Source organism: Fictibacillus sp. FJAT-27399, assembly GCF_001510655.1.
In the GTDB taxonomy this organism is placed as follows: domain Bacteria; phylum Bacillota; class Bacilli; order Bacillales; family Fictibacillaceae; genus Fictibacillus_C; species Fictibacillus_C marinisediminis.
In genome coordinates this window covers 743,702-769,913 of sequence record NZ_LMVC01000001.1, presented here as the reverse complement: position 1 = coordinate 769,913, position 26,212 = coordinate 743,702, and the positions used below count along the sequence as shown (strand labels likewise).

Annotated in this window: 21 protein-coding genes and 1 other annotated feature; of the genes, 5 read left to right on the top strand and 16 right to left on the bottom strand. The window is 43.0% G+C overall.

The window, feature by feature from the left end; translation table 11 throughout:
- Positions 1-82: 82 nt before the first annotated feature.
- From AR335_RS03915 to aroC, 14 genes are all read right to left on the bottom strand, one after another.
- The gene (locus AR335_RS03915) at positions 83-328 is read right to left on the bottom strand and encodes a DUF2584 domain-containing protein (RefSeq protein WP_053358262.1); all 246 of its coding nucleotides are present in this window, start codon (positions 326-328) and stop codon (positions 83-85) included.
- A 132-nt stretch (positions 329-460) separates the two neighbouring features.
- Complete coding sequence (gene odhB / locus AR335_RS03910; RefSeq protein WP_062232162.1) at positions 461-1,744, bottom strand: 2-oxoglutarate dehydrogenase complex dihydrolipoyllysine-residue succinyltransferase; 1,284 nt, start codon at positions 1,742-1,744, stop codon at positions 461-463.
- On the bottom strand, positions 1,737-4,619 hold the full coding sequence (locus AR335_RS03905; protein ID WP_062232160.1) for a 2-oxoglutarate dehydrogenase E1 component: 2,883 nt from the start codon (positions 4,617-4,619) through the stop codon (positions 1,737-1,739). Before AR335_RS03905 ends, odhB begins: the two co-directional genes overlap by 8 nt.
- Positions 4,620-4,931: 312 nt before the next feature.
- Positions 4,932-5,864, bottom strand: coding sequence for an EamA family transporter RarD (rarD, locus tag AR335_RS03900; protein WP_062232158.1), 933 nt, complete (start codon positions 5,862-5,864; stop codon positions 4,932-4,934).
- A 133-nt stretch (positions 5,865-5,997) separates the two neighbouring features.
- Positions 5,998-6,561, bottom strand: a complete 564-nt coding sequence (locus tag AR335_RS03895; protein WP_156316203.1) for a thioredoxin family protein — start codon at positions 6,559-6,561, stop codon at positions 5,998-6,000.
- Between the two features lie 58 nt (positions 6,562-6,619).
- Complete coding sequence (locus AR335_RS03890; protein ID WP_062232156.1) at positions 6,620-7,795, bottom strand: NRAMP family divalent metal transporter; 1,176 nt, start codon at positions 7,793-7,795, stop codon at positions 6,620-6,622.
- Between the two features lie 13 nt (positions 7,796-7,808).
- Positions 7,809-8,567, bottom strand: a complete 759-nt coding sequence (locus AR335_RS03885) for a LamB/YcsF family protein (RefSeq protein WP_062232154.1) — start codon at positions 8,565-8,567, stop codon at positions 7,809-7,811.
- 4 nt (positions 8,568-8,571) lie between these two features.
- On the bottom strand, positions 8,572-9,540 hold the full coding sequence (locus AR335_RS03880) for a biotin-dependent carboxyltransferase family protein (RefSeq protein ID WP_053354280.1): 969 nt from the start codon (positions 9,538-9,540) through the stop codon (positions 8,572-8,574).
- Positions 9,524-10,243, bottom strand: a complete 720-nt coding sequence (pxpB, locus tag AR335_RS03875; RefSeq protein ID WP_062232153.1) for a 5-oxoprolinase subunit PxpB — start codon at positions 10,241-10,243, stop codon at positions 9,524-9,526. Before pxpB ends, AR335_RS03880 begins: the two co-directional genes overlap by 17 nt.
- Before the next feature lie 413 nt (positions 10,244-10,656).
- The gene (locus AR335_RS03870; protein ID WP_062232151.1) at positions 10,657-12,276 is read right to left on the bottom strand and encodes an ABC-F family ATP-binding cassette domain-containing protein; all 1,620 of its coding nucleotides are present in this window, start codon (positions 12,274-12,276) and stop codon (positions 10,657-10,659) included.
- Between the two features lie 188 nt (positions 12,277-12,464).
- The gene (aroA, locus tag AR335_RS03865; RefSeq protein ID WP_062232149.1) at positions 12,465-13,763 is read right to left on the bottom strand and encodes a 3-phosphoshikimate 1-carboxyvinyltransferase; all 1,299 of its coding nucleotides are present in this window, start codon (positions 13,761-13,763) and stop codon (positions 12,465-12,467) included.
- A gap of 17 nt (positions 13,764-13,780) precedes the next feature.
- A complete protein-coding gene (locus AR335_RS03860) occupies positions 13,781-14,881 on the bottom strand; it encodes a prephenate dehydrogenase (protein ID WP_062232147.1) in 1,101 nt (366 codons plus the stop codon).
- Positions 14,874-15,977, bottom strand: coding sequence for a 3-dehydroquinate synthase (aroB, locus tag AR335_RS03855; protein WP_062232146.1), 1,104 nt, complete (start codon positions 15,975-15,977; stop codon positions 14,874-14,876). Before aroB ends, AR335_RS03860 begins: the two co-directional genes overlap by 8 nt.
- Positions 15,977-17,146 (bottom strand): chorismate synthase, encoded by a 1,170-nt coding sequence (gene aroC / locus AR335_RS03850; RefSeq protein WP_062232144.1) that lies wholly within the window; start codon positions 17,144-17,146, stop codon positions 15,977-15,979. The genes aroB and aroC overlap by 1 nt, the downstream gene beginning before the upstream one ends.
- A 53-nt stretch (positions 17,147-17,199) precedes the next feature.
- Positions 17,200-17,431, bottom strand: a binding site (T-box leader).
- A 248-nt stretch (positions 17,432-17,679) separates the two neighbouring features.
- Between aroC and AR335_RS03845 the strand changes: the two genes are divergently transcribed.
- The 3 genes from AR335_RS03845 to AR335_RS03840 are packed head-to-tail and all read left to right on the top strand — an operon-like array spanning position 17,680 to position 20,470.
- On the top strand, positions 17,680-18,756 hold the full coding sequence (locus tag AR335_RS03845; RefSeq protein WP_062232141.1) for a bifunctional 3-deoxy-7-phosphoheptulonate synthase/chorismate mutase: 1,077 nt from the start codon (positions 17,680-17,682) through the stop codon (positions 18,754-18,756).
- A 36-nt stretch (positions 18,757-18,792) separates the two neighbouring features.
- Positions 18,793-19,113, top strand: a complete 321-nt coding sequence (locus AR335_RS23550; protein ID WP_156418837.1) for a hypothetical protein — start codon at positions 18,793-18,795, stop codon at positions 19,111-19,113.
- A gap of 1 nt (position 19,114) precedes the next feature.
- Positions 19,115-20,470, top strand: coding sequence for an MATE family efflux transporter (locus AR335_RS03840; RefSeq protein ID WP_062232139.1), 1,356 nt, complete (start codon positions 19,115-19,117; stop codon positions 20,468-20,470).
- 145 nt (positions 20,471-20,615) lie between these two features.
- Here AR335_RS03840 and AR335_RS03835 read toward each other — a convergent pair whose 3' ends face one another.
- Together AR335_RS03835 and AR335_RS03830 are read right to left on the bottom strand one after the other, a co-directional pair.
- Positions 20,616-22,508 (bottom strand): vWA domain-containing protein, encoded by a 1,893-nt coding sequence (locus AR335_RS03835; RefSeq protein WP_062232137.1) that lies wholly within the window; start codon positions 22,506-22,508, stop codon positions 20,616-20,618.
- Between the two features lie 28 nt (positions 22,509-22,536).
- Positions 22,537-23,430: an ATP-binding protein gene (locus AR335_RS03830; RefSeq protein WP_062232135.1), complete on the bottom strand. Its 894-nt coding sequence runs from the start codon at positions 23,428-23,430 to the stop codon at positions 22,537-22,539.
- Between the two features lie 166 nt (positions 23,431-23,596).
- On the opposite strand from AR335_RS03830, the gene fabL reads away from it, so the two are divergent.
- Positions 23,597-24,349, top strand: coding sequence for an enoyl-[acyl-carrier-protein] reductase FabL (gene fabL, locus AR335_RS03825; RefSeq protein WP_231689113.1), 753 nt, complete (start codon positions 23,597-23,599; stop codon positions 24,347-24,349).
- A gap of 252 nt (positions 24,350-24,601) precedes the next feature.
- Complete coding sequence (locus tag AR335_RS03820) at positions 24,602-26,206, top strand: MDR family MFS transporter (protein WP_062232133.1); 1,605 nt, start codon at positions 24,602-24,604, stop codon at positions 26,204-26,206.
- The last annotated feature ends 6 nt before the right edge of the window (positions 26,207-26,212 follow it).

Sequence of the window (26,212 nt, the reverse complement as noted above, 5' to 3'; positions counted from 1 at the left end):
TTGAGCTGTACACATATCATTTCGCTGGACAATGCTGTTTATCGTACTTCGTTTCGACAAATTTCGATAATAATGTGTGGAATTAATTTACAGTATTTAGATCGATTAATTCATATGTGATTTCTGTATCTCCGTCTTTCCATTTTAGTTCACAAATTTTAGCGATAGCCACAGGCTTTGATTCCTTTGTTTTTCGAATCTCCAGGGGGATATCGATAGGATATAGCCGATAGCCTTCTTTAATTAGCTTATAAAAATTGGACGACTCCAAACGGATTTCTTTGTTCTTTGTAACAATCATAGTATTCAATTCTAATGGCATCCCCATTTTCTCAGCCCTTTCTTTTCTCAATTAGTCTTTCTACTCTTTATTTTAAAGGGAAATATCCCATTTGCCTACATGCCGCCCAACATATTTAACACAAAAAAGCCAGGGATTCGGCCCCTGGCTTCAAATTATTTAACCTTGTAATAATAATGACTCTGGATCCTCCAGCATTTCTTTAACCTTCGCAAGGAAGCTTACTGCTTCACGTCCGTCAACGATACGGTGGTCATATGAAAGTGCAATGTACATCATCGGACGATTTTCCATTCTTTCTGCATCAATAGCAATAGGACGCATCTTGATGCCGTGCATTCCCAGAATCCCAACTTGAGGAGCATTTAGGATCGGTGTAGACATTAAGGAACCAAAAATTCCTCCGTTCGTAATCGTGAACGTACCGCCTTGCAGCTCAGAAAGTGTAAGTTTGTTGTCTCGCGCTTTTTTACCAAGAGAGAGGATTTCTTTTTCGATACCAGCAAAGCTAAGCTTGTCAGCATCTCTTACAACAGGGACAACTAGTCCTTCCTCAGCTCCTACTGCAATTCCGATGTCATAGAACTTCTTAAGAAGTACTTCATCACCTTGAATCTCAGCATTGAGAAGAGGGAATTGTTTTAAAGCACCTACAACTGCTTTTGTAAAGAAAGACATGTATCCGAGTTTCACGTCATTCTGCTGCAAGAAAGCATCTTTTCTTCGTTTGCGGATATCGTTGATCGCCGTCATGTCCACTTCGTTGAAGGTTGTAAGCATCGCTGCTGTTTGCTGTACTTCAACGAGGCGTTTTGCAATCGTTTGGCGGCGGCGGGAAAGTTTGATGCGTTCAACGGGTTTCCCAGACACGTCAGCCGTTTTTGGAGCATTGGATGCTTTTTTCTCCGGAGCTTTTGGTGCCTTTTGTTCAGGCTGGCTTGCCGGTTTTTCAGAAGCTGCTTTTACATCCTCAGGGCGTACTCGTCCAAGAGGATCGCGTGCTTCCACTTTTGAAAGATCAATTCCAAGTTCACGAGCAAGCTTGCGTGCTGCAGGTGAAGCTAATGGACGGTCTGTTTCTTTTCTTTGCTCTGTTTCTTTTACTTCTTCAGGCTGCTTGTTTTGTGCAGCTGCCGGAGCTTCAGCAACTGGCTGTACAGTTTCTTGTTTGTTTTCAGAAGCAGCTGGAGCTTCACTTGATGCATCCCCTGTTTCTTTAAGTACAGCGATAACATCGCCAACTTCTACCGTATCGCCTTCTTCACGAAGAACTTCTTGAATAATGCCATCATAGTCCGCGCTGATTTCAATGTTGACTTTATCCGTTTCAAGTTCGACAATGTTATCGCCTTTTTTAACGTTGTCACCTACATTTTTTAGCCATTGGGCGATCGTGCCCTCGGAGATGGATTCTGCTAGTTCTGGTACTTTAATTTCAATCACGTTCATTGCCTCCCTCTGAAGTTATCGTTTTGGTTTGGTCTGCTCTTAGAGCGACAGATACAATACGCTCTTGTTCTTTTTTATGAATATCAGGGTCTCCGCCTGACGGACTGGATCGGTCTGGACGTCCAATATATTTTACGCTTGCGCTTTCTGGAGCGGCAGCACGCAGCTTGGATTCGATATATGCCCATGATCCCATATTTTTCGGCTCTTCTTGAACCCATGCGACCTCCTCTAAATGAGGGTAGCGCTCAAGAATCTCTTTAACCTCGTTTTTAGGGAAAGGATACAGCTGTTCCACGCGAAGGATATGAAGGTGATTCAATTCCTCAGCTTTACCTTCAGCTTCAGCCGCTAAATCAATAGCAACTTTACCTGTGCAAAGAACGACGCGCTTTACTTGTTCCGCATTTTTTCCAAGCCCCTCTTGCTCAAGAACCGGTTTGAATTGACCTTCTCCAAGCAGGCTTCCTGCTGAAGATGTTCTTGGATTTCTTAGGAGGCTCTTAGGCGTCATGATGACGAGCGGGCGAACTTCTTCCTTATCCAGAATTGCGGCCTGGCGTCTTAGGATATGGAAGTACTGTGCAGCGCTTGATAAGTTAGCCACTGTCCAGTTATTTTCCGCAGCGAGTTGAAGGAACCGTTCGATTCGGCCGCTTGAATGTTCAGGGCCTTGACCTTCATATCCGTGTGGAAGAAGCATAACCAGACCTGATTTCTGACCCCATTTTGCTCGTCCGGCAGAAATAAATTGGTCGAAGATGACTTGTGCTGCATTTGCAAAGTCTCCATATTGTGCTTCCCAAAGAACAAGAGTTTCAGGTGCGAAAACATTGTATCCATATTCAAAACCGACGACAGATGCTTCAGAGAGCGGGCTGTTATGGATGCCGAATGCTGCTTTTGCCTGCGGAATCTGATGAAGCGGTGAAAATAGTTTTCCGCTTTGGCTGTCATGCAGAACCAGATGTCTTTGAGCGAATGTTCCACGCTCAACATCTTGTCCGGTAATACGGATCGGCGTACCGTCACTTAAGATGGTTGCAAAAGCAAGTGTTTCAGCAAGTGCCCAGTCAACTTTGCTTCCTTCATCAAGGGCATTGGCTCTTCTCGCCAAAATCCGCTCGAGTTTAGGGTAGACAGTAAAGCCTTCAGGTCTTTCTAGAAGAGCTTGATTGATTTCTTTTAGTTCATCTATCGCAACAGATGTATCTAGAGCAGGGAATCCCTTGACAATCGTTTCAGGGACTTCTACATCCTTCACTTCTCGGTCTTTAGAAATGCCTTTTACTTTTTCATATTCAGCCTGAAGTTTCTGCTGAACGTCGTTATCCATTGTATCGCCTTGGCCTTCTTTGATTACTCCTTCAGATTCAAGCTGTTTGGCAAACAACGCACGAACAGTAGGATGGCTGTTTACCTTTTCGTAGGTTGCAGGCTGCGTTACTGCAGGATCGTCCATTTCGTTATGGCCAAAACGGCGGTACCCGATCAAGTCGATCAAGAAGTCTTTTTGGAAACGCATACGGTATTGATAAGCGAGTGTGATCGCAGCGATACAAGCAATCGGATCATCCGCGTTAACATGGACAATAGGAATTTCAAAACCTTTAGCAAGGTCACTTGAATATCTGGTTGAACGTGAATCAGAACTTTCAGTCGTAAATCCAATCATATTATTCGCGATAATATGAACAGATCCACCTGTTTGATAACCTTTCAATCGGCTGAGGTTAAGTGTCTCAGCAACAATTCCCTCACCCGGGAAAGCCGCATCCCCATGGATTGAAATGGCGAATGATTTATTCACATCCTGTTTAGGATATCCAGGTTCTGTGCGCACTTCTTGAGCTGCACGAGTGTATCCGACGACTACCGGATTAACAAACTCAAGGTGGGATGGGTTATTAGCCAGCGTTAATGTTGCTTTGGCTGTGTTTTCTTCAATGGAACGGTCTGCTCCAAGATGATATTTAACGTCACCTGTCCAGCCGAAACTAATTCCTCTCGAACCTTCAGAAGGAATCAGCTCCTTGTTTGGCGAATGATGAAATTCAGCGAAAATTTTCTCGTAAGGTTTCCCTAAAGTATGAGCGAGTACATTCAGGCGTCCACGGTGTGCCATTCCGATCATCACGTTGCTTGTTCCGCCTTTAACGCTCTGATGGATCATCTCATCGAGCATTGGAACTAGAATGTCAAGACCTTCGATGGAGAAACGTTTCTGTCCGACAAATGTACGATGAAGGAATTTTTCAAAGCCTTCCACTTCAGTCAGGCGCTGTAATAATGCAATCTTTTCTTCATCAGTCATTTCAGGATAGATGAATCCAGATTCCACCATGTTATTTAGCCAGTTATGTTCTTCTTCAACATGCACATGGCTGAACTCATAAGCCATTGATTTCGTATAAATGTCTTTTAGGCGTTTAATCGCTTCCAATCCATTTTGAACATCTCTTGGCGCTTCAGTCCAAATTAAAGAGGCTGGAATCGTTTTCAAGTCCGCCTCGCTCAGTCCATAATGGGATGGATTCAGCAACTTAATTTCTTTTGACACTTCTTCAAGGGGATGAATTTCTGCTGCCAAATGTCCGTAGGTACGGATGTTTTCGGCTAGCTTCGATGCGGCAACAATCTTGCTGACTGAAACTCCGGATTGAGCTTGCTGAGACAGGCTGGTGCCTGCATCTTGATTTGCTTCATCAGAAGATGGTGGCGGACCCCACTCTTCAAACTGTTTTCTTAGTTCCTCGTCAACTGAATTGGGATCAGCTGAATACTGTTCGAACAATTCAATGACATAACCAAGGTTCGGTCCGTAAAATCCCTGCCATGGTGAATCCTGGCTTGGACGGTTTGTGCTCATTGGTTGATACCCCCTGCTGCGATTTAATATCAATTTTTAACAACTAATTAGGAGAACGACAAGAAGTTCTCAAAGTTCCTGTTTTTAAAGCAAAAGCAAATCTATCATCATTGAAATACATCCCCTGAATACTCAACAATAAAACGATTCTTTTACAAATCACAGTAAATTCAATCTTTTGCAATAAAGCGAAAGCAGATTTGAACTTCTTTATTAAACGTTTTCATGGTTATTTTAGCACAGTATGGGCGTAGGTCAAAAGTTAACTTTCAAAAAAATTGGCGAAAAGTAGAGAATTACGGCGAAAAATGCTCAAGTACCGTATGTTTTATGCTTATTTTTAGGCTGTAAGCGAGCCATCCACCTTGTTTTAGAAATTGAGAAGATAACCAGAGCCATCCAAATTAAAATAAAAGAAAAAAGACGAGTATTTGAAAAATCCTCATGATAGAGGAAGACCCCAAGGATGAGCATGATGGTCGGTGCGATGTATTGCAGAAATCCGATCATGGATAAAGAAATCCGTTTAGCGCCCTGTGCAAAACATAATAAAGGAATGGCAGTTACTATTCCCGCTCCCATCAGCAGCAAAGTCACTGTGCTGTTTTGTGCCGCAAAGGCTTCCGTACCCTTCTGCTGGGCAAAAACGATATAGATGAGGGCAAGAGGTGCCACAAACATGGTTTCATAAGTCAGCCCAAGGATAGAATCATAGCTGCCCATTTTTTTGGTGAGGCCATACAGACCAAAGCTCAATGCAAGGGATACGGCAATCCATGGGAATTTTCCGTATTGGAATGTTAGCAGACCCACCCCGACGAGTGCGACCCCGAATGAAACGATCTGCCAATAATTCAACTTTTCCTTCAGAACAATAATCCCCAATAACACGCTGACAAGCGGGTTGATGTAATAGCCCAGACTAGCCTCAACGACATGATTATTATTCACGGCCCAAATATACATCAGCCAGTTGGCACTGATTAAAAGAGATGAAGACAAAACCGCAAAAAAGTTTTTCTTTTGTAAGAATAGGCTTTGTAAATTGCTGAAGAAAGATGATGTCTTCTTCATAAAAAGGATGACCAGTATCATAAATACAAAAGACCAGAGGATCCGGTGGGCAAGTACATCTCCAGATTCAACAGATTGGAGAGGCTTCCAGTAAAGCGGAAGAAAGCCCCACATCAAGTACGAAAGAGCAGCGTACCAGATGCCGATAGATTGTTCAGTTTGTTTTTCCATTTTTACGCCTCAATTCTTTCAGTTCTCTGCGTCTTATTTCTCTATTATAGTGGGTGCCAAATTTATGACAAAATAGTTTGCCTGCATGACAAAGGGAGCAGCTCCATTTTTGAGCTGCTCCCTTAAGCTGTTCTTACAAAAGATTTTTCAGTTCCTCTTTTATGCTTTTATTGACGGATTCCCATAGAGCTTGGTCTGTTGTCATCCGAGCTCTGAAATTCTTGTACATCTCTTTTTGTTTTTCTTCAAAAGATGGATCTTCCTTTGCAGGCAAAGTGCTTCGTTCGTGCATGATCAGAGACTGTACCTCTGGAGAACGAGGCCCCCATACCGCTTTCTCATTTCCCTCTTGATCCATGAAAATGAATTTCGGAATGGCGCGCGCTGTACCGTTCGTTAAATATCGATCCATAAGCTCAAGATTTTCATCACGGATTAAAAAGCGCAGCTCGATACCAGCATATTCTGCAATTCTCTGAATGACCGGAACACATAGCAAAGCATCACCGCACCAGTCAGCCGTCAGCACTGCTGCCTTCAGTTCAAGAACAGGAAACTGCTGATAAAAATCCTTGTCTTCCTCAGTAAGGGAGAAGCTGTTGTAGATCGACATCAGCTCTTCCTTATTGACTTGCATACTTTCAATATATTCGTCTTTTGTTAAAGCTTTTTGAAACCATTCATTTAAATTTTTCAACCTGCTCACCTCTTTCGTAGTTTATATTGTAAAGGTTTCAGGATGAATTTGAAAAGTATTAAAGACTCATGAAAGTATCAATACCCATGGCTGCCATACCGATGACGATAATAGCGCCTACGATGGTCATCCATAACGGATGCTTATAAGAACCGACAATTTTTTTATTGTAGGCAGCGACAAGCATAACACCGAGCATGATCGGCAGGATCATTCCATTTAATGCCCCTACAAACACTAGGATTTTAACTGGATTTCCAATCGCGACAAAGCATAGTGTTGAGAATAAGATAAAGACTACAATCAATAGGTTTCCGTATTTTTCAAGTTTAGGATGAAACGTTCGGATGAATGAAACAGACGTGTAGGCAGCACCGATTATTGACGTAACTGCAGCCGACCACATCACAATTCCAAAAAGCTTGTAGCCTATGTTTCCTGCGGCATGCTGAAATACGGATGCTGGCGGATTGTCAGGATTTAATGTTGCGCCGCTTGCTACGACTCCAAGAGCTGCAAGGAAGAGGAAAATCCGCATAATCGAGGCGATCCCGATAGCCGATACTGCACTTTTGTTCACTTCCCCTAACGCTTTTTCACCTTTAACACCAGCATCAAGCAGTCGATGTCCACCGGCAAATGTAATATATCCGCCGACCGTTCCGCCGACGAGAGTAACGATAGCTGCAAAATCAATTTTGTCAGGTGCAAATGTCTTTGCCACTGCTTCACCTACTGGCGGCGAGGAAGTAATCGCAACATAAACTGTGAGAGCTACCATAACAAAACCTGCGACCAGTGTAAAACGGTCCATCGCTTTTCCGGCTTCTTTAACCAAGAAAATGGAGATGGCAATCGCCCCGCTGATCGCTGCACCAGCCTCAGGAGAAATTCCGCCGAACATTACATTGATTCCCAGACCAGCTCCCCCCACGTTTCCGATATTGAAAGCAAGTCCGCCAATAACAACAAGCAGAGCAATGAAATAGCCGAGTCCCGGAAGCATCAAATTCGCTATATCCTGCGCTTTTCGCTCAGACACAGCGATAATTCGCCAAACGTTTAATTGTGCTCCGATATCAAGAAGAATGGATATTAAAATAACAAATCCGAAGCTTGCAGCTAAAGATTGTGTAAATACAGTAGTCTGTGTTAAGAATCCTGGCCCGATAGCAGATGTTGCCATTAAAAATGCGGCCCCTAACAGGAGCTGCCAATTGCTTTTTTGATTCATTCGTTTACCTCGCTTATCTGTGTTGTAGTCGTTGAATGCCTTCTTTCTCGAATGCTTTGTTTATCTTTTGTGCAAAAGACAGGGCATGCTCTCCATCACCGTGGATACAGATGGTCTCTGCTTTAATTCCGATATCGCCGGCAGGAGTGCCTACCTTATCGTACTTCACCATCTTTATGACTTGATCGGCCGCTTGCTGATCATCGGTCAAAACACTGTTCGGTTCGTTTCTTGGAGTAAGTGTGCCGTCAGCCTGATAGGTTCGGTCAGCAAAAACTTCACTGCATGTTTGGAGCCCAATTTCTTTTCCAGCTTCAATCAACTGGCTCCCCGCAAGTCCAAACAGAGTTACATCAGGATCCATGTTATAGACCGCCTTAGCAATTCCGAGAGAGAGATCCTTGTTAACCGCAGCCATGTTGTACAAAGCTCCATGCGGTTTGACATGGCGAAGCCTTCCGCCTTCTGCTCGTACAAAGGCTGATAATGCTCCAACTTGATAAAGGACATATTCATAGGCTTCCTCAGGAGTAAGATACATATTTCGGCGTCCAAACCCCATGAGGTCAGGCAAACCTGGATGCGCTCCAATGGCTACCTTTTTTTCTAAAGCGAGCTGAACAGTGTGTTTCATAATAGAAGGGTCGCCAGCGTGAAAACCGCAAGCAATATTAGCGGATGAAATAAAATCCATCATTTCTTCATCAAAGCCAATTTGATAACGGCCAAAACTTTCACCCATGTCACAATTCAAGTCTACCGAAAAATTCATGTCCTCACCTCTCCCTGTTCTTTAAGCCGATTCCGGTTTTTAAGTAGTTCAGCTGTATTTTTTGAATTATATAATTAATCTGTGCTTCTTCGTCTGATATCTCTTGAAAGACAATCGAGTCTCCCGGTTTTGCCTGTGCAAGCTTTGGCAAGTCAACATACGCCGCCTGTGCAATTTTGGGATATCCGCCTGTCGTTTGGCGATCGGCCATTAATATGATGGGCTTGCCTTCTGATGGAACTTGAACGGTTCCAAAAAGGACAGGCTCGGAAAGGATCTCTCGTTGTTCTTCCAGCTGCAGGGCCGTACCCTCAGCCCTATATCCCATTCTGTCGGACTGAGTAGAGATCTTAAATCCTTCATTAAAAAAAGCTGCTTGGCTTTCCTTTGTAAAAAGTTCAAAATGTCTTCCTTTAACTGCTCGGATGGTGTTCTTATTTGAGTAAACTGCTCTTAATTCATGACTTACAAACCAATTTAATGAAACCGGATGAAAGGAGTCTCCATCTGAACAGACTGATAGAGTATCACCTTCTTTGAGTGCTCTGCCTTTGTAACCTCCAATGCCTGCACGCAAATATGTGCTTTTGCTCCCCATCTCCCGCTTAGTATCAAAACCTCCAGCTACAGCAATGTAGGCCCGGCATCCCCACTTGCACTTTCCGAATTCCAGAACATCCCCTTGTTTAACGGAGATTGTTCTCCAGTTCTCAATGGGTTTTTCATTAATAGACGGGGTGAGATCAGCACCGCAGATAGCAATGTAAGTATCTATCCCAAAAGTAAGCTTAGGGCCGGTCAGTGTGACTTCAAGCGTTGCTTCTCCTTCAGGATTTCCAACTAGCAGATTGGCTGCAGTATGTGCAAAAGGATCCATCGCTCCATTTACAATGACCCCATATTGCTGATAAGTATAGCGTCCGAGATCCTGAAGGCTGGTCAGCATCCCAGGTTTATCAATCTTGATGGTCATCTTCAGCCTCCCATGAATGATATTCTTCTGTTGTAATCTCATAAAACTCAACTTGATCTCCAGCCTCAAGCAGTGTTGGCGGATTTTCAGTAGGCCTGAACAGTTCCAGGGGCGTCCTGCCGATCAATTGCCAGCCACCGGGAGTTTCAATTGGGTAAATCCCTGTCTGTTCTCCTGCAATTCCCACGCTTCCTTTTGGAATGGACAGGCGGGGAGAGGAAAGCCTTGGAGCAGCAATTTCAGAAGACATGCCTCCTAAGAAAGGAAACCCTGGCGCGAAGCCGAGCATATATACGTAGCAGGTCTTCTCAGTATGTATTTTTATCACTTCTTTTTCTGTAAGCTTGTTAAATTTCGCCACGTTCTGAAGGTCAGGACCAAAGTCTCCCCCGTAACAAACTGGAATTCTTATTACCCTTCCTGCGGCAGCGCTTTCTTTTGGCATAGATTCAATACGAATTTCAACCCGATTTTTTGCCAGTTCGAATGCTGATTTTTCAGGGTGTACAAATTTCATAGGATCGTATAGTACAGTAAGTGTGGTGTAAGCAGGAATTGTTTCAATAAACCCATCAAAAGGATTCTCATTGAGCCATCCAGAGATTTCATGAATTTGCTGATTCATTTCTTCACTGACCTCATGGCCAAATTCCATGAGAATTCCAGCTTCCCCAAAGCGGAAATAATTAATATCTTGAAACATTTCAGCATCCTTTCTAAATTAATAATATTCACACTATACAAAGAAAAAATTTAAAAAACAAGGGAATTCAGACAATGGGAAATAATTCTACCATATCAATCACAATTCATAGAAAGAAATGTTAATATTTTCAGATAAATGGAATTTACATAAAATTCCCAATATAGTACGATTGCATTAGAAGTATATAGTCTATATTTCCCGATTATTTTTATTCCGTTTCATTAATTGTTTTATCTCTTGCTGCTGCTTTTCTCTTTGGCTTGTTAACTGTCTTTATCTGGTTATAATTACCTCAAAAAATAAAAAGTAAACTTAGAGCTGTACCGGTGCTTTTCGAGACTATTCAATACCACTTTTTTGCTGGCAATTGGAAGTTTGTACAAATAAAAAAACGGCCGAGGGCCGTTTTTTTATTTGTACATCTTTTCTCTTTGTTTTTGAAGCTCTTCGTTTTCAAGAAATTCATCATAGGACATTTGTTTATCAAGAAGTCCATTCGGTGTAATTTCAACAATTCTGTTTGCGATGGTTTGAACAAATTGATGGTCATGAGATGTAAATAAGATGGACCCTTTGTAGCTGATCAAACCATTGTTCAATGCAGTAATGGATTCTAGATCCAGGTGATTTGTCGGATCATCCAATAATAAGACATTGCTGCCGCTGAGCATCATTTTGGAAAGCATGCAGCGGACCTTTTCTCCTCCAGAAAGTACTTTTGATTTTTTCAGTACTTCTTCACCGGAAAACAGCATACGTCCCAAGAAACCACGCAAAAAGCTTTCTGATTGATCGACAGGAGAGTATTGGCGCAGCCAGTCAACAAGGTTAAGCTCATTATTTTCAAAATAGGAAGTATTATCTTTTGGGAAATAAGCCTGTGATGTTGTAACTCCCCATTTGAAGCTGCCGCTGTCTGCTTCCATTTCACCCATTAAGATTTTAAAGAGGACAGTTACTGCGTTTTCGTCTTTGCCGACAAATGCAATTTTATCACCCTTATTCATTGTAAAGCTAACGTTGTTTAATACTTTTTCCCCATCAATGGTTTTGTTGAGGTCCTTCACCATAAGAAGGTCATTGCCGATTTCACGGTCAATGGAAAAGTTTACGAAAGGATAACGCCGGGTAGAGGGCCGAATATCATCCAACGAGATTTTGTCGAGCAATTTTTTTCTGGAGGTTGCCTGTTTTGATTTAGATGCATTCGCACTGAATCGGGCAACGAAATTTTGAAGTTCTTTGATTTTCTCTTCTTTTTTCTTGTTTTGTTCCTGTGCCATTTTTAATGCAAGCTGGCTGGACTCATACCAGAAATCATAGTTTCCAACATAAAGCTGAATCTTTCCAAAATCCAAATCTGCCATGTGGGTACAAACTTTATTCAAGAAGTGGCGGTCATGGGAGACCACAATAACTGTGTTTTCAAAGTTGATCAAAAATTCTTCAAGCCATTGGATCGCACGCAGATCCAAGTGGTTTGTCGGCTCATCCAGAAGCAGAATATCCGGTTTCCCAAATAAAGCCTGAGCAAGCAATACTTTTACTTTTTCAGACCCTGAAAGGTCAGCCATCTTTTTATAATGAAGATCTTCACCGATACCTAATCCTTTTAAAAGGATGGCAGCTTCAGACTCTGCCTCCCAGCCGTTCAGCTCTGCGAATTCGCCTTCAAGCTCGGCAGCTTTAATTCCGTCTTCATCAGAGAAATCGGCTTTCATATAGATCGCGTCTTTTTCCTGCATGATTTGGTACAAGCGGGCATGCCCCATAATAACGGTTTGCAGTACTTCATTTTCTTCGTATTCGAAGTGGTTTTGTTTTAAGACAGCAAGACGTTCGCCGGGTGTTATATTTACATCTCCGGTTTGAGGTTCGATTTCACCGGACAGAATTTTGATAAACGTTGATTTTCCAGCTCCGTTAGCTCCGATCAAGCCATAGCAGTTTCCTGGGGTGAACTTAATGTTTACATCTTCAAAAAGCTTTCGGTCGCCGTAGCGGAGACCTACATTTGTTACTGTGATCATAGTTATATTTCTCCTTCGCTAATTCCATACTCTCAATGATTGTATCATACCATATCCTTTGGGCATACATCCAAGCAAGAATGTAAAGAACTCCTTCACATACAACTTAAAAAGCGGAGAGGCGCATTAGCCTCTCCGCAGTTTATGCTCTGTACTGAATTTTTTCTACTATAATAAAGGTGTGCAAACTAAACTCTGATATTTTTGCTCTGCAGGTGATCGAGCTCTCCGAAAAAACCAGGATACGAAACGGCTACAGCCTCACTGTTTAACAGCGTGGTTTCACCTTTACACAGGCAGGATGCGACAGCGAGCATCATGCCGATCCGGTGATCTCCATGGCTGTCTACTTCGGCTCCCTTTAGTAATGATGTTTCGCTAATGATCATCCCATCTGAGGTCGCTTCAATTTTTGCGCCCGTTTTTTGCAGTTCGTGAACGACAGTATCAATCCTGTTTGTTTCTTTCACTTTTAATTCCGCCGCATCTTTGATCACTGTTGTCCCTGATGCTTGAGTGGCAGCCAGAGCAATAATCGGAATCTCATCTATTAACCTGGGAATGATCTCTCCGCTGATCTCAATTCCTTTAAGTTTTGAAGTTCTTACTGTAAGGTCCGCGTACGGCTCAGCACCCTCCCCTTCAATCGGTGAAATGGTAATATCTGCGCCCATTTGTTTTAGAACATCGATGATCCCTGTCCTCGTTGGATTCATCCCTACTTTTTTCAAAGTGATCTCACTCTCGGGTACAATGGAGCCAGCGACAAGGAAAAAAGCGGCAGAAGAAATATCTCCGGGTACTTCTATATGTGTTCCTTTTAAAACTTGACCTCCTTTTATACTTGCTGTGTTGCCATCGACAGCTACCTTGCAGCCAAACGCTCCAAGCATCCGCTCAGTATGATCACGGGATTTATGTGGTTCTGTAACAGATGTTGTTCCTTCAGCAGATACCCCTGCAAGCAAGATCGCTGATTTCACTTGTGCACTGGCAACCGGTGACTGATAATCGGTCCCCTTGCATTGGCCTCCTCGTATGCTTAAAGGAACAAAATTCCCTTCATCTCTTCCTTCAATGGCAGCACCCATACTCCTTAACGGGCCGGTTACCCTTTTCATTGGCCGTTTTGCAATGGATGCATCACCGGTAATACAGGAATGAAATGGTGTATTTGCAAGGATGCCAAGCATAAGCCGAATCGTAGTGCCGGAGTTTCCGACATCCAAAATATCAACAGGTTCTTTGAGCCCTTCTAACCCTTTTCCTTCTATTATAACTGTGTCATTTTCCTGATGAATGCTGACTCCCATTTTTCTGAAGCAATCAATGGTACTTAAACAATCATCTCCAGGAAGGAATCCTTGAACAGTTGTACGTCCTTCAGCAATTGAACCGAACATAACCGCCCGGTGAGAGATGGATTTATCTCCAGGAATTTGGATGGTTCCTTGCAGACCGGAAACTGGCTTTAATTGTTTTGACATCAAATTGGCCTCCTTTGCTACATTGCAATGTAGGTGGTAAATTGCAGGTGTTCAAGACTCTCTTTTGCTTGCTGGCGGTCCCCCTCCGACTGGAAGCTGACTCGAAGTACTCCGTAAATATCCTCTCTTGCCTCAATCACTCGGATATTCGTAATGCTGATCTTTTTCTCAGCAAGAATAGAGGTAACACGGGAAATCACTCCGACATCATCGATAATGTCTACATACAGATCATAAAACGATGTGATAGCACCTTTGGCTTTAATCGGAAGAGCATCCCGATATTGTTTTGCACCTGAAAAGTAATCAAGCAATCCTTGGTCGCTTCCGCTTTTAACAAGATCCTTCACACATTCCATTTCCATGATCCATTCATCAATAAAGGTTAAAATGTTTTCCTTGTTGTGCTTGATAATGTCTTTCCACATAACAGGACTGCTGGAAGCGATTCTAGTGATATCTTTAAAGCCGCCAGCAGCAAGGTCGTTAACTTGATGGTGTGAGTGGGAATAATGCTCTACTTGGCGTACAAGGCTCGCTGCGACGACATGGGGAAAGTGACTGACGACCCCGGTAAGAAGATCGTGTTTCTCGGCATCCATGACGATGAATTTTGCACGTGTCCCTTTTAGCCAGTCCTTTAATTCTTCTATTCTTTGGTCAGGAGTTTCTGGCCCAGGTGTGATCATATAGAACGCATTTTCAAACAGATGTGCTTTGGCACTGCCCGGTCCTGATTTATGAGATCCGGCCATCGGATGCCCTCCGATGAATGTAATGCCTTTATCTACTATGGAAGAAGCTTTTTCCATGATTCTCGATTTTGTGCTGCCTACATCTGTGATGAGGGCACCTGGGGGGATGGTAAAGTCAGAAAACCATTCAAGCAGTCTTTCCGTTTCCTCCACCGGTGTAGCCAATACAATCAGATCGGCCATCTCTGCTTCTTTTTGGAGATCAGTACAGATTGTGTCAATGATACTTAGCCGTTTTGCGAGGTTGGCATGATCGGCAGAAATATCATGTCCTATGATGGTGCAAGAATGTTCTTTTTTTATAGCCATTGCGATGGATCCGCCAATAAGGCCTAATCCAATCAGCAGAACCCGTTTATTCACTGTATTGCTCCTTGTCTGTCAAAATAAATTCTTGGAGAGAGTCTAATAGGAAGGAGTCACTGACTTCTTGAACATAGGCTCGTCCAATCTCCTCTAGAAGCACCATATTCACATGGCCCATCGTCGATTTTTTATCTCTCTTCATGGTTTCAAGCAACTCTACTGCTTCCAGTTGAGGAGGAAGTGCAGGAAATTGATAATCATGAAGCCAATCACTGATCATATTATAATGAAGATTTTTGCCAGAGATAGATTCGCTGAGCTTCAATGCGAACCGCATTCCGATTGATACGGCATCTCCATGGGAGATCGCACCATAACCAGCTTTGCTCTCAATCGCATGTCCGAGGGTATGGCCAAAATTCAAGATCGCACGCAATCCGCTTTCTCTCTCATCTTGTGATACGACTTGTGCTTTTATTGAAATAGCTCTCTTCAATAAATAAGCCAGTTTATCTTCAGAAATATCTTGTAATCCAGAAACTTCTTTAACGAGCCAATGATAGAATTCCTCATCAGCAATAAGAGAATGCTTGATGACTTCTGCAAATCCTGATCTCCATTCTGCTTCGGGCAGAGATTTCAAAAAAGCAGTAGAATAAAAAACTGCTTCGGGTTGATGGAAAACGCCGACCATGTTTTTTCCGAGAGGGTGATTGATCCCCGTTTTTCCGCCTACCGCACTGTCATGAGCTAATAGAGTTGTTGGCACTTGTATGAAACGGATGCCTCTCATATATGTTCCTGCTACAAAACCGGCTAGGTCTCCGATCATTCCTCCGCCAAGGGCGAGGATCAACGAATGTCGATCCAATCCTTGTTCAAGAGCGAACGTCAGACACTCATAATAATTATGAAATGATTTTTCCTTATCGCCGCTCGGTACAACAAAGGAATGCAGCGATTGGCCGATACTTTCAAGTTTCCCTGCCGTTTCTTTGAGATAAAGGCTGCTTACGGTCTCATCAGATAGTATAAGGATACTCGTCACTTTTGAAGACAAAGCCTGAATGAAATCAGGCAGTTCATCGAGAACAGTTCCTCCTATGAAGACGGGGTATCGCTTGGACTCCGTGTTAATCTTCAGGGTTTCCATTAAAACTCACGCGCCTGACGGTTATGCCGTCCGATATTTTCTTTAATTCGTTCCATGTTGTCTACTCCGAACTGTTCAACAATGACTGCTGCCAGCTCCCAAGCAACCACAGCTTCCGCTACCACGCTCGCTGCCGGCACTGCGCAGCTGTCTGAACGTTCAATGCTGGCCTGGAATGGTTCCTTAGAATCAATGTCAATACTTTGAAGAGGTTTGTATAGAGTTGGAATTGGTTTCATTACGCCTCTGACGACGATTGGCATTCCGGTCGTCATTCCTCCCTCTAATCCGCCAGCGTTATTGGTTCGTCGAGTATAACCATCTTCTTCATTCCAAAGGATTTCGTCATGAACGAGGCTTCCCGGTTTATGAGCGGCTTCGAATCCGATGCCGATCTCTGCACCTTTAAATGCGTTGATGCTCATGATGGCCGCTGCAAGCTTTGCATCAAGCTTCCGATCATAATGAACATAGCTTCCAACCCCGACCGGCATGCCTTCTACGATCACTTCAACGATGCCTCCGATTGAGTCACCCTTCTCCTTCGCCTCGTCGATGGCACGCATCATTTTCTTTCCAGCCTTTTCATCCAAACAACGTACAGGAGAAGCTTCTGTTCTTTCCTGGAGGTCTTCTATGGATTCAAAGGATAGCTGCTCCGCCACGACTCCTCCAATTTCAATCACGTGGCCGCCGACTTTTATCCCAAGCTCCTTCAGAAGCTGTTTTGCTACTGCACCTGCCGCTACCCTCACTGTAGTCTCTCTGGCAGATGACCGTTCCAAAACGTTCCTCATATCTCTATGGTTATACTTGATGGCTCCGTTTAGATCAGCATGCCCCGGTCTAGGTCTTGTGATCTGGCGTTTTACTTCATCACTGTCCTCTTCCAAAGGTTCAGCCCCCATGATCTTCGTCCAGTGTTTAAAATCCCGGTTCTCTACGGCAAGAGTTATCGGAGATCCGAGCGTATAGCCGTGGCGGACACCACTGTTGATAATAGCTTGGTCCTTTTCAATCTGCATCCTTCTTCCGCGGCCATGCCCTTTCTGCCTGCGGGAGAGTTCTTCGTTAATTTCTGCTGCTGTCAGTGGCAGTCCTGATGGAATGCCTTCCAGTATAGTTGTGAGCTGCGGGCCGTGTGATTCTCCGGCAGTTAAATACCTCATAATATTGCCTCCTTATTTTTCTTTAGGAATACAAAAAAGTCCCTGCTATAAATAGCAGGGACGAATTTATTCGCGGTACCACCCTCATTGCGGAAAAAAACATTCCGCCACTTCATTCACGGATAACGGAGTAAACCGTCCTTTTCTACTGAACCATGAAACAAGATCGTTCAAAAAGGAAGCTCGAGGGTGTAATTCGCATTCTCCTTTGTACTGGTTCGCACCGTCCACCAGCTCTCTTAAAACAGGGAGAAGAATACTACTGTTGCCTGTCATTGCGATCGTTTAATTGTATTATATCAAGTTTTAACACGGTTAGAGGCGATTGTAAAGAGGGATGGCCCATATTTTTGAAAATTAACAAAGCTTTGAAGAAATCTGAAAATAACCCCTTGACAAGATATACTATCGTGCTTTAAAGTAGCAAACAATACTCAAAAAATTATTCGAAAAAGGGCCGGCGCCGCCCTTATGAAAGAAACAATTTTGAAGGAGTAAACACCTATTTTATAAATCATGAGGAGGAGCTTAGGATGTCAAAAGAACTGGAAGAACTTCGCAGTGAGATCGAATCCGTCGATCAAAAGATTCTTGATTTGTTAAACGACCGTGCTTCCATCGTACAAGAGATTGGAAAATTAAAAGAAATGCAGGGTGTTAAGCGTTTTGACCCTGTACGTGAACGCAAGCTTCTTGATCTGATTGAAGACCGTAATAAAGGGCCGTTCGAAACGTCTACCCTTCAATATATTTTTAAACAAATTTTCAAAGCCAGCCTGGAGCTGCAGGAAGATGATAACCGTAAAGCGCTGCTGGTTTCCCGTAAAAAGAAACCTGATGATACCATTATAAACATAAAAGGCGAGCTTATTGGAACAGGTGAGCAGCATTTTGTGATGGGACCTTGTGCGGTTGAAAGCTACGATCAGGTCAAACAAGTGGCAAAAGCATTAAAAGATCAAGGATTGACGCTTATGCGCGGCGGAGCGTTTAAACCCCGTACTTCTCCTTATGATTTCCAAGGTCTTGGCATGGAAGGACTTAAAATCTTAAGACAAGTTGCTGATGAAGAGAACCTCGCTGTTATCAGTGAGATTTTAAATCCAAACGATCTGGAAGAAGCTTTGGATTATGTGGACGTCGTTCAAATCGGTGCACGCAACATGCAAAACTTCGAACTTTTAAAAGCAGCTGGCGCGATCAGAAAGCCAGTATTATTAAAACGCGGTCTATCTGCAACGATTGAAGAGTTCATGTACGCAGCAGAATACATCCTAGCTCAAGGAAACGACCAAATCATTCTCTGTGAGCGCGGAATCCGTACGTATGAAAAAGCAACACGGAATACGCTCGATATCTCTGCTGTTCCGATTCTTAAAAAAGAAACTCACCTTCCAGTTATGGTCGATGTGACCCACTCTACCGGAAGAAGGGATCTATTGCTTCCTGCGGCAAAAGCAGCGCTAGCGATCGGTGCTGACGGTGTAATGGCTGAAGTTCATCCGGATCCAGCTGTTGCTCTATCTGATTCTGCACAGCAAATGAATATTCCACAATTCCACGAGTTCATGAACGAACTGAAAAAACATTTGGTTGTTCATTCTTCCTAAATTGTAAAAGGGGCTGTCCAAGAAGTCTGGTAGCTGTTGATCTCCGCTCCAGGCTGCTCGCTTTCCGCGGGGCGTGCGGTGAGCCTTACCGGCGTGAACGCCTACTTTTTGGCGCTAGCGCCGGCGGGAGTCTCACCTGTCACGCTAGTCCCGCAGGAGTCTCGCACCTTGCACTCCAATCAACTTTTCATTGAAGATTTTTCACGTCAAAGGAGCTGCCTGAAGGTCAATTTTCGACTTTCAGGACAGCCCCTTTTCTTTTGTGTTTTTCATCTTACTTCCTGCGAAATAACTGCCCTCCCCTCTTTGCCCATATGTTATAATTTCCATTATTACAGACTTGGAAAAGGAATATGAAATGGAAAAAACCCAAACGATCAAGCAAAAAATTTTATTGTTCATCAAGCTGGTGCTTCCTGTATTGGTTACACAGATCGGATTATTCGCGATGAATTTTCTTGATACAGTTATGTCCGGCCACTCAGGCCCGAAACAGCTTGCTGGTGTAGCGATCGGTTCAAGCATCTGGGTCCCTGTTTTTACTGGATTAAGCGGAATATTGATGGCGCTTACCCCCATCATTTCCCAATATAATGGTGCCGGAAATAAAGAAAAAGTACCGTACGCTGTCATACAGAGCATCTATCTTGCGTTTGCTCTTTCATTTGCTGTAATTGCTGTTGGATTATTGGTACTAAATCCCCTGATGAATGCCATGAATCTCGACCGTCAAGTAAGGGAGGTAGCTTCTGGGTATCTGATAGCCCTTTCGTTCGGTATGATTCCTCTGTTCTTATATAACGTTCTCCGCTGTTTTATCGATGCTCTCGGCAGAACGAGGGTGTCTATGCTGATTACGTTAACTGCACTTCCCGTCAATGCCCTCTTCAATTATTTATTGATTTTCGGTAAGTGGGGGTTTCCGGAGCTTGGCGGTGTTGGTTCGGGTTATGCTTCTGCTCTTACGTATTGGTTTATTGCTTTACTTGCGTTCTATATCATTCACAAAAAGCTGCCTTTTTCTGATTATCAAGTCTTCAGCAAGTTTTACTCCCTTTCGATTTCAGCATGGAAAAGCCAGCTAAAAATCGGGCTGCCGATTGGATTTTCCATCTTTTTTGAAACGAGTATCTTTGCAGCCGTAACGCTGCTGATGAGTTCATTCAATACAGCAACGATTGCCGCACATCAATCTGCACTTAATTTTGCTTCGTTTCTTTATATGCTGCCTTTGAGTATCTCCTTTGCACTTACCATTGCGGTCGGTTTCGAAGTCGGGGCTCATCGGTATAAAGACGCTAAGCAATACAGTTATCTCGGAATAGGAATTGCGGTTATTCTTGCCTTGCTGTGTGCAGCAGCTTTGCTCATCTTCCCCAGCCAAGTAGCCGGAATGTATTCAAACGATTCATCTGTCTTAAAATTAACGAAGCATTTTTTGCTTTATGCGGTCTTTTTTCAGCTTTCCGATGCTATTGCCGCTCCCATACAAGGAGCTCTGAGAGGGTATAAGGATGTAAACGTAACGCTTGTATTATCTTTAATATCCTATTGGGTGATCGGGTTGCCGGCTGGCTATGTGCTGGCTAATTATACTGCCCTTGAAGCGTATGGATACTGGGTAGGATTGATCACAGGCCTAGCGATGGGTGCGGTCACTCTTTACTTCCGTCTCGCATATATTCAACAAAAAAAAATGAAAACAAACCATTAAAAAAATCCAGGATACCCCTCCTGGATTTTCTTTTTCAGTTCAACATCGCATGCTGTTGCTTAAATGAGACCTTCAAATCTTTTTTACAAGTAATGGATGAGATAGCTGTCGATGAAGCCAGCTAATTTTTGGAACACAAGCTTTTTTAAGATAATCTGAAAAGAAGCTTGCGCAGGACAGGCACTAAATAACTGACGAGTTCTGCTGCACTGGGTACGACCACCTGATGGCTCCCATATATATTTTTCATTAGATTTTGAGCTTCCTCGGTCACTTTTCCATTAGAAATGTACATCCCCAGCGTTTCAATCCCCATCTTACGAGTATTGGCTACAGCTTCATACGTGTCCAGAATGCCATGGTCCTCATAATCAAACGCCGCTGGCTCTCCATCTGAAAAGACGAGTAAAAACTTTTGTTTTTCCTTCCGGCGCAGCAAATCCTCTGCCTTTTTCCGGATGGAATAGCCATCTCGATTATCTTCCTGAGGCTCCAGCTGCAGAATTTCAGGTCCAGACTGATTTTTAAGTGAGCTCGTGAACGAAATCACTTCCTGAAAATAATTAGGCTGGCTGTCTTTCTTCGCATCAGCCGCATCTTCCCAAAAGCCTACTATGGAATGTGGGATGCGGACGGCCTTTAGGGTCTCATGGAACAGGACAATAGCCTGTTGTGTTTCTTCCATTTTGTCAAACATGGAGGCCGAGCAATCGACAAGCAAAGTAAAGACGGCATCGAGTTCTTGCGGTGATTCCGCTTTTTTAAAGAACAGCCTTGGATTTTTATCGGTCAGTAGCCGTGTTAGCCTTTTGTTTAATCGGCCAAAATGCAAATCGTGGTTTGGTACATTTTTTTTATGTTCTATGGTCTTCAAAAAGCTTTGTTTCAACAGGCTGACAGAAGATTGTACAGCAGATTTGAACTCCTGATAATCCTGTACTTCCTGAAAAGAAGGCTTCTTCGGTAGGATCTTTTTTTCAACAGCAAAACGGTTCATCTCACCGTATGGAAAAAGGCCTTGCCCTGAACGCCCGTCTGTTTGGTCTATACTTGCACCAGTCTCCCCTTTAAAATCCTTGCCTTTTGAATCTTTCGCTCCAGCCTGAACCGCTCCGAAAGCCTGATCTCCTTCCTCAGCTTTCCTCCCTCCTTCACCAAGCAAATCGGTTGATGTCCCTTGATCCAGATCAAACTGAAGAAACGAGTCAGACGGAGAAGAGGTCTCTTCGTGCCAGCTTGGCATTTCTTCCCGTTCCGTTTCATCACTGCTTTTTTCGTCTTCTGATGCAGTCTGTGAATGTGGTGCTTTTACTTCATTTTCTCTTGAGATATCTTTAAAATTCAACTTTTCCGATTCGTAGAACGACAGATAAGAACTCGTCATATCTCTTTCGTTAAATGTTCTTAATGCTCTCTTTATATCATGAATTACTGCAACTAGCTCTGATGTGCTTCCAGCAGTGTTTAATTTTATTAGATCATGGCACAGCTCAACATACCATTCTTTTAATGGTGTTTGAAGCGGCACGAGCCGGTGGTTGGCAAACAGAAAAATACAGCAGAAGAACGCGTCTAGCCATCTTCTTTGCTGGATATGCTGACGGTACTGCCTATGATAATGAGTAAGAAGAACTTTCTTCCTCTCCAAGAAAGAGACAGACATACCAGGCCGTTTAGTCACACATACTTTTTCCAGGCGAAAATCTTCTGAAAACAAAAGCAGATGCTTAAGAAATTGAAAATGCTCTTCATTTTTTAAGGACTGAAGTGCTTCTTGCAGAGAGGTATGATCCGAAAAAAAGAAATTCCCATAGCTTCTTAAGTAAACTTCACTTTTTAATCCATGAAGCTGCAGGCTGGCTGGATAGGTCATCCAAAACTGGCTGACATGCAGCACATGGCCAGGTTTGTTCAAATAAGAATGGTATGAGAATTCTACATCCATTTTTGGATCTCTGGACAGGGTTTTCGCAAGGTCGATCAGCTGCATATGCAGAAAAGAATCGATTTTTGTATCTGCAAATGTTAAAAATTTCATGCGCTACTTCACCTCCTTGACATCCACTCTACATAAAAAGGGTATCTGAAATGTTATGGATTAATGTTTTTTCCCGTTCGTCTTCTAATTTATCAGCTACAGCACGCTGAATCGCCCTCTTTGGCGGCATATAGGCCGATAAGTCTGCTGCGTCAAGCAAAGCCCTGATGGACGCTGCGTCCTCCGATAACTGCCCCGTCTTAGTCTGCTGAACAAGATCTGAAGAAAACTGAACAAATTGTTTTAGAATTCCGCGGTCTTTCTGTTGAGAATGGGATAGTAGCATCTCAAAAAGTGTATCTCCTTGAATATAAGGGACTTCAATAACAACAAAACGGTTTTTTAATGCTTCATTCAATGGAACGGTCCCAATATATCCCTCGTTGATCGCTGCGATCACGTTAAAACCCTCAGCAGCTTTAATAATATCACCTGTAAACGGATTAGTAACTGTCCGTCTGTAGTCGAGAATACCGTTTAAGATGGGAAGTGTTTCTGGCTTTGAAACATTGATCTCATCAATGTATAAGAAATGGCCGAACGCTGCCGCTTTTGTTACCGGCCCCGGAATAAATTCAATTTCAGAATGTCCGTTTTCGTAGGAGATGGTCTTATGTCCCAGTAATGCTTCAGCATCCAAATCCACTGAACAGTTGATAGAATGCAGAGGCTGCTGAAATAAAGAAGAAAGGTATTCCGCCAGCTTTGTCTTGCCTGAACCTGTAGGCCCTTTCAGCAGAACATTCTTCCCCATCAGCAAGGCAATCACAGCGTCTGTTACAATCTCATTATCTTCCGCTGTGTACCCTTCTGATCCGATTAGACCTTGAAACTCAGGAGAATTGTTTTCATTTCGTCTATTTCTTTCAAAATTTAATTTTTCAGCCAGTACGTTGGGTAATTGCAATTGATCTATGGTCATGTAAAAATCCCTTTCATCATAAAAACTATAAAAATCTATTATATAGTATATCTCTTCTTCTTTCCTTTCAAATGCTTAGTTTAGGGCATCATTGACATTCGGTGGGAACCGAATTAGAATTAGGACCAGGTACTAAATGCAGAATGTGATAAAGGACGTGTTTTTGTTGACAAGAAAAGTAGCTTTAATTACAGGCGGCACCAGAGGTATCGGTAAAGCCATCGCCTCCAAATTTGCCTCCGAAGAATATGATCTCGTGTTGAATTTCATGAGGAAGAAGAAAGACGCAGAAGAGACCAAACAAGAATTTGAATCTCAATACGGAATTAAGGTCCATTTAGTGAAAGCGAACGTCGGTGACCTTGACCAGATCAAAGCCTTGTTTGCGGAAGTAAAAGAAACCTTTGGCCGTCTAGATGTATTTATAAACAATGCCGCTTCCGGTGTTTTAAGGCCCCTGCTGGAAATTGAAGAAAGCCATTGGGATTGGACTCAGGACATCAACGCAAAAGCGTACCTGTTTGCCTCCCAGCAAGCAGCGATGCTTATGGCAGAAAAAGGTTCAGGTGCTATCGTTGCTCTATCGAGTCTTGGATCAATCAGAGCACTTCCGAATTACGTAGCCGTTGGTGTATCCAAGGCTTCGGTTGAAGCAATCACCCGTTATCTTGCTGTTGAACTTGCGCCTAAAGGAATTGTTGTCAATGCGGTATCTGGCGGAGCTGTTGATACGGATGCACTGAAGCATTTCCCTAATCGGGAAGAACTCTTAAACGAAGCGAAGAAGAAGAACCCGGCGGGACGAATTGTTGAACCGGTTGATATCGCTGAAACGGTTTATTTCCTCTGTACACCTGCAGCCAGCATGATTAGAGGGCAAACCATTATAGTGGACGGCGGCCTGTCATTGCTTGCTTAAATAAAACTGGAAAAACGCCTAATAATTTTTGGGCGTTTTTTTAAATTATAAGATTGACTGACTGGTCATATCAGTAATATAATGATTTAGTGATTTTAGTTTAGTAGGTTAATTAAATTGAGAATTTGACTGGGGGTCATTTCATGGAAGGTGATCAAAACGAATTGTAAAAATACTAGTTGAAGGAGTATAGCAAAGATTAACACTTAAAGATTCAATTAGTATAACAACAGAATGGAGAAGAACAATCATATGAAAATTGAACAACAAATGCCTATCAACCGCAATATGGTCCTTTTGGGCCTTATTATTGGGATGTTTTTCAGCGCAATGGAACAGACCGTGGTTGGTACAGCGATGCCTACCATTATCGGTGAGTTAAATGGATTTTCTATTTTTGCCTGGGTAACTACTGCCTATTTAATTACATCTACTACGATAATTCCGATCGTCGGAAAGCTTTCGGATCTATACGGACGCCGTTCCCTTTATTTGATTGGAACCGTCATTTTCGTCATTGGCTCCGGGTTATGTGCAACAGCGAATTCTATGGAACAATTGATTTTCTACCGCGGGCTGCAGGGTCTTGGCGGCGGTATGATCATGCCTCTTTCACAAACCATTATCGGAGATATTTTCACAGCGGAACAGCGTGCGAAATGGCAGGGAGTATTCGGAGCAATCTTCGGATTAAGCTCTGTTATCGGTCCGTTCATCGGTGGATTTTTAGTCGACTCGATCAGCTGGCATTGGATTTTCTTAATTAATGTTCCTTTTGGTCTCTTATCTGCCATCCTCATTTTTGTTGGAATGAAAAATGAACTGGTAAGGCCAAAAGAAGAAGTGAATATCGATTATCTTGGAATCATCACTCTAATCCCTGCCATCGTCTTATTGCTCCTTGGTTTGACGTTTGGCGGAGATAAATTTGAATGGGTTTCTCTGGAAAGCGGATTGATCTTCGGCTTCTCCATCGTTCTCTTGATCGTATTCGGATTTGTAGAAAAGAAGGCAAAAGAGCCTGTCCTAGATCTTTCACTATTTAAAAACCGTGTTTTTGCCACAACAAATGCTCTAGGGTTTTTACTGGGCTTAGGCATGTTCGGTGCGATCATGTTCGTTCCGATGTTTATGCAGGGTATTCTGGGTGTAACTCCGACACAAGCTGGTTCTACCATGACACCGATGATGATTTCTCTCATCCTGGCGAGTATAATTGGAGGAAGACTTCTATTGAAAGTTCCTTATCGAACCGTATTGACTGCGGGCATGATCATTACAGCAGTAGGCTTCTACTTGATGAGTACGATGGGTGTTGATTCCAATGAAATTACAGCATACGCTTATATGATTATTATGGGATTCGGAATGGGTCTTGTTATGCCGACACTAATGATCGCGATTCAAAATGAATTTCCGAAAACAAAACTGGGAGCTGTTACTTCTGCATCAACGTTCTTCCGTTCAATTGGCGGTACGATTGGTATCACTGTTCTAAATGTAGTGATGAACCATTCCTTAGAAACAAAAATGAAAGATGTAGTGAGTGAACAAACGAACCCTATGGTTCAAGGGATCTTTCAAAAGTTAGCAGACAAAACAGATGCATTGTTCAGCATTTTAATCCATCCAGATCTTCTTAAATTGCCTGATACAATTAAAGATACCGTTATTCATTCTATACAGACCGCATGGAGTGATTCTTTTACCACTGTATTTTTAACAGGCTTGATTTTTATTGGAGCGGGTATTTTGGTCGCTTTATCCGTCGGCGGCGGAAGAATTAGCCGGGAGCGCCCTGAACAGCATACGCCTTCTAATCAGACGGCGGTTATTGAAAAACCAGCTGTTGAATAGTGATAA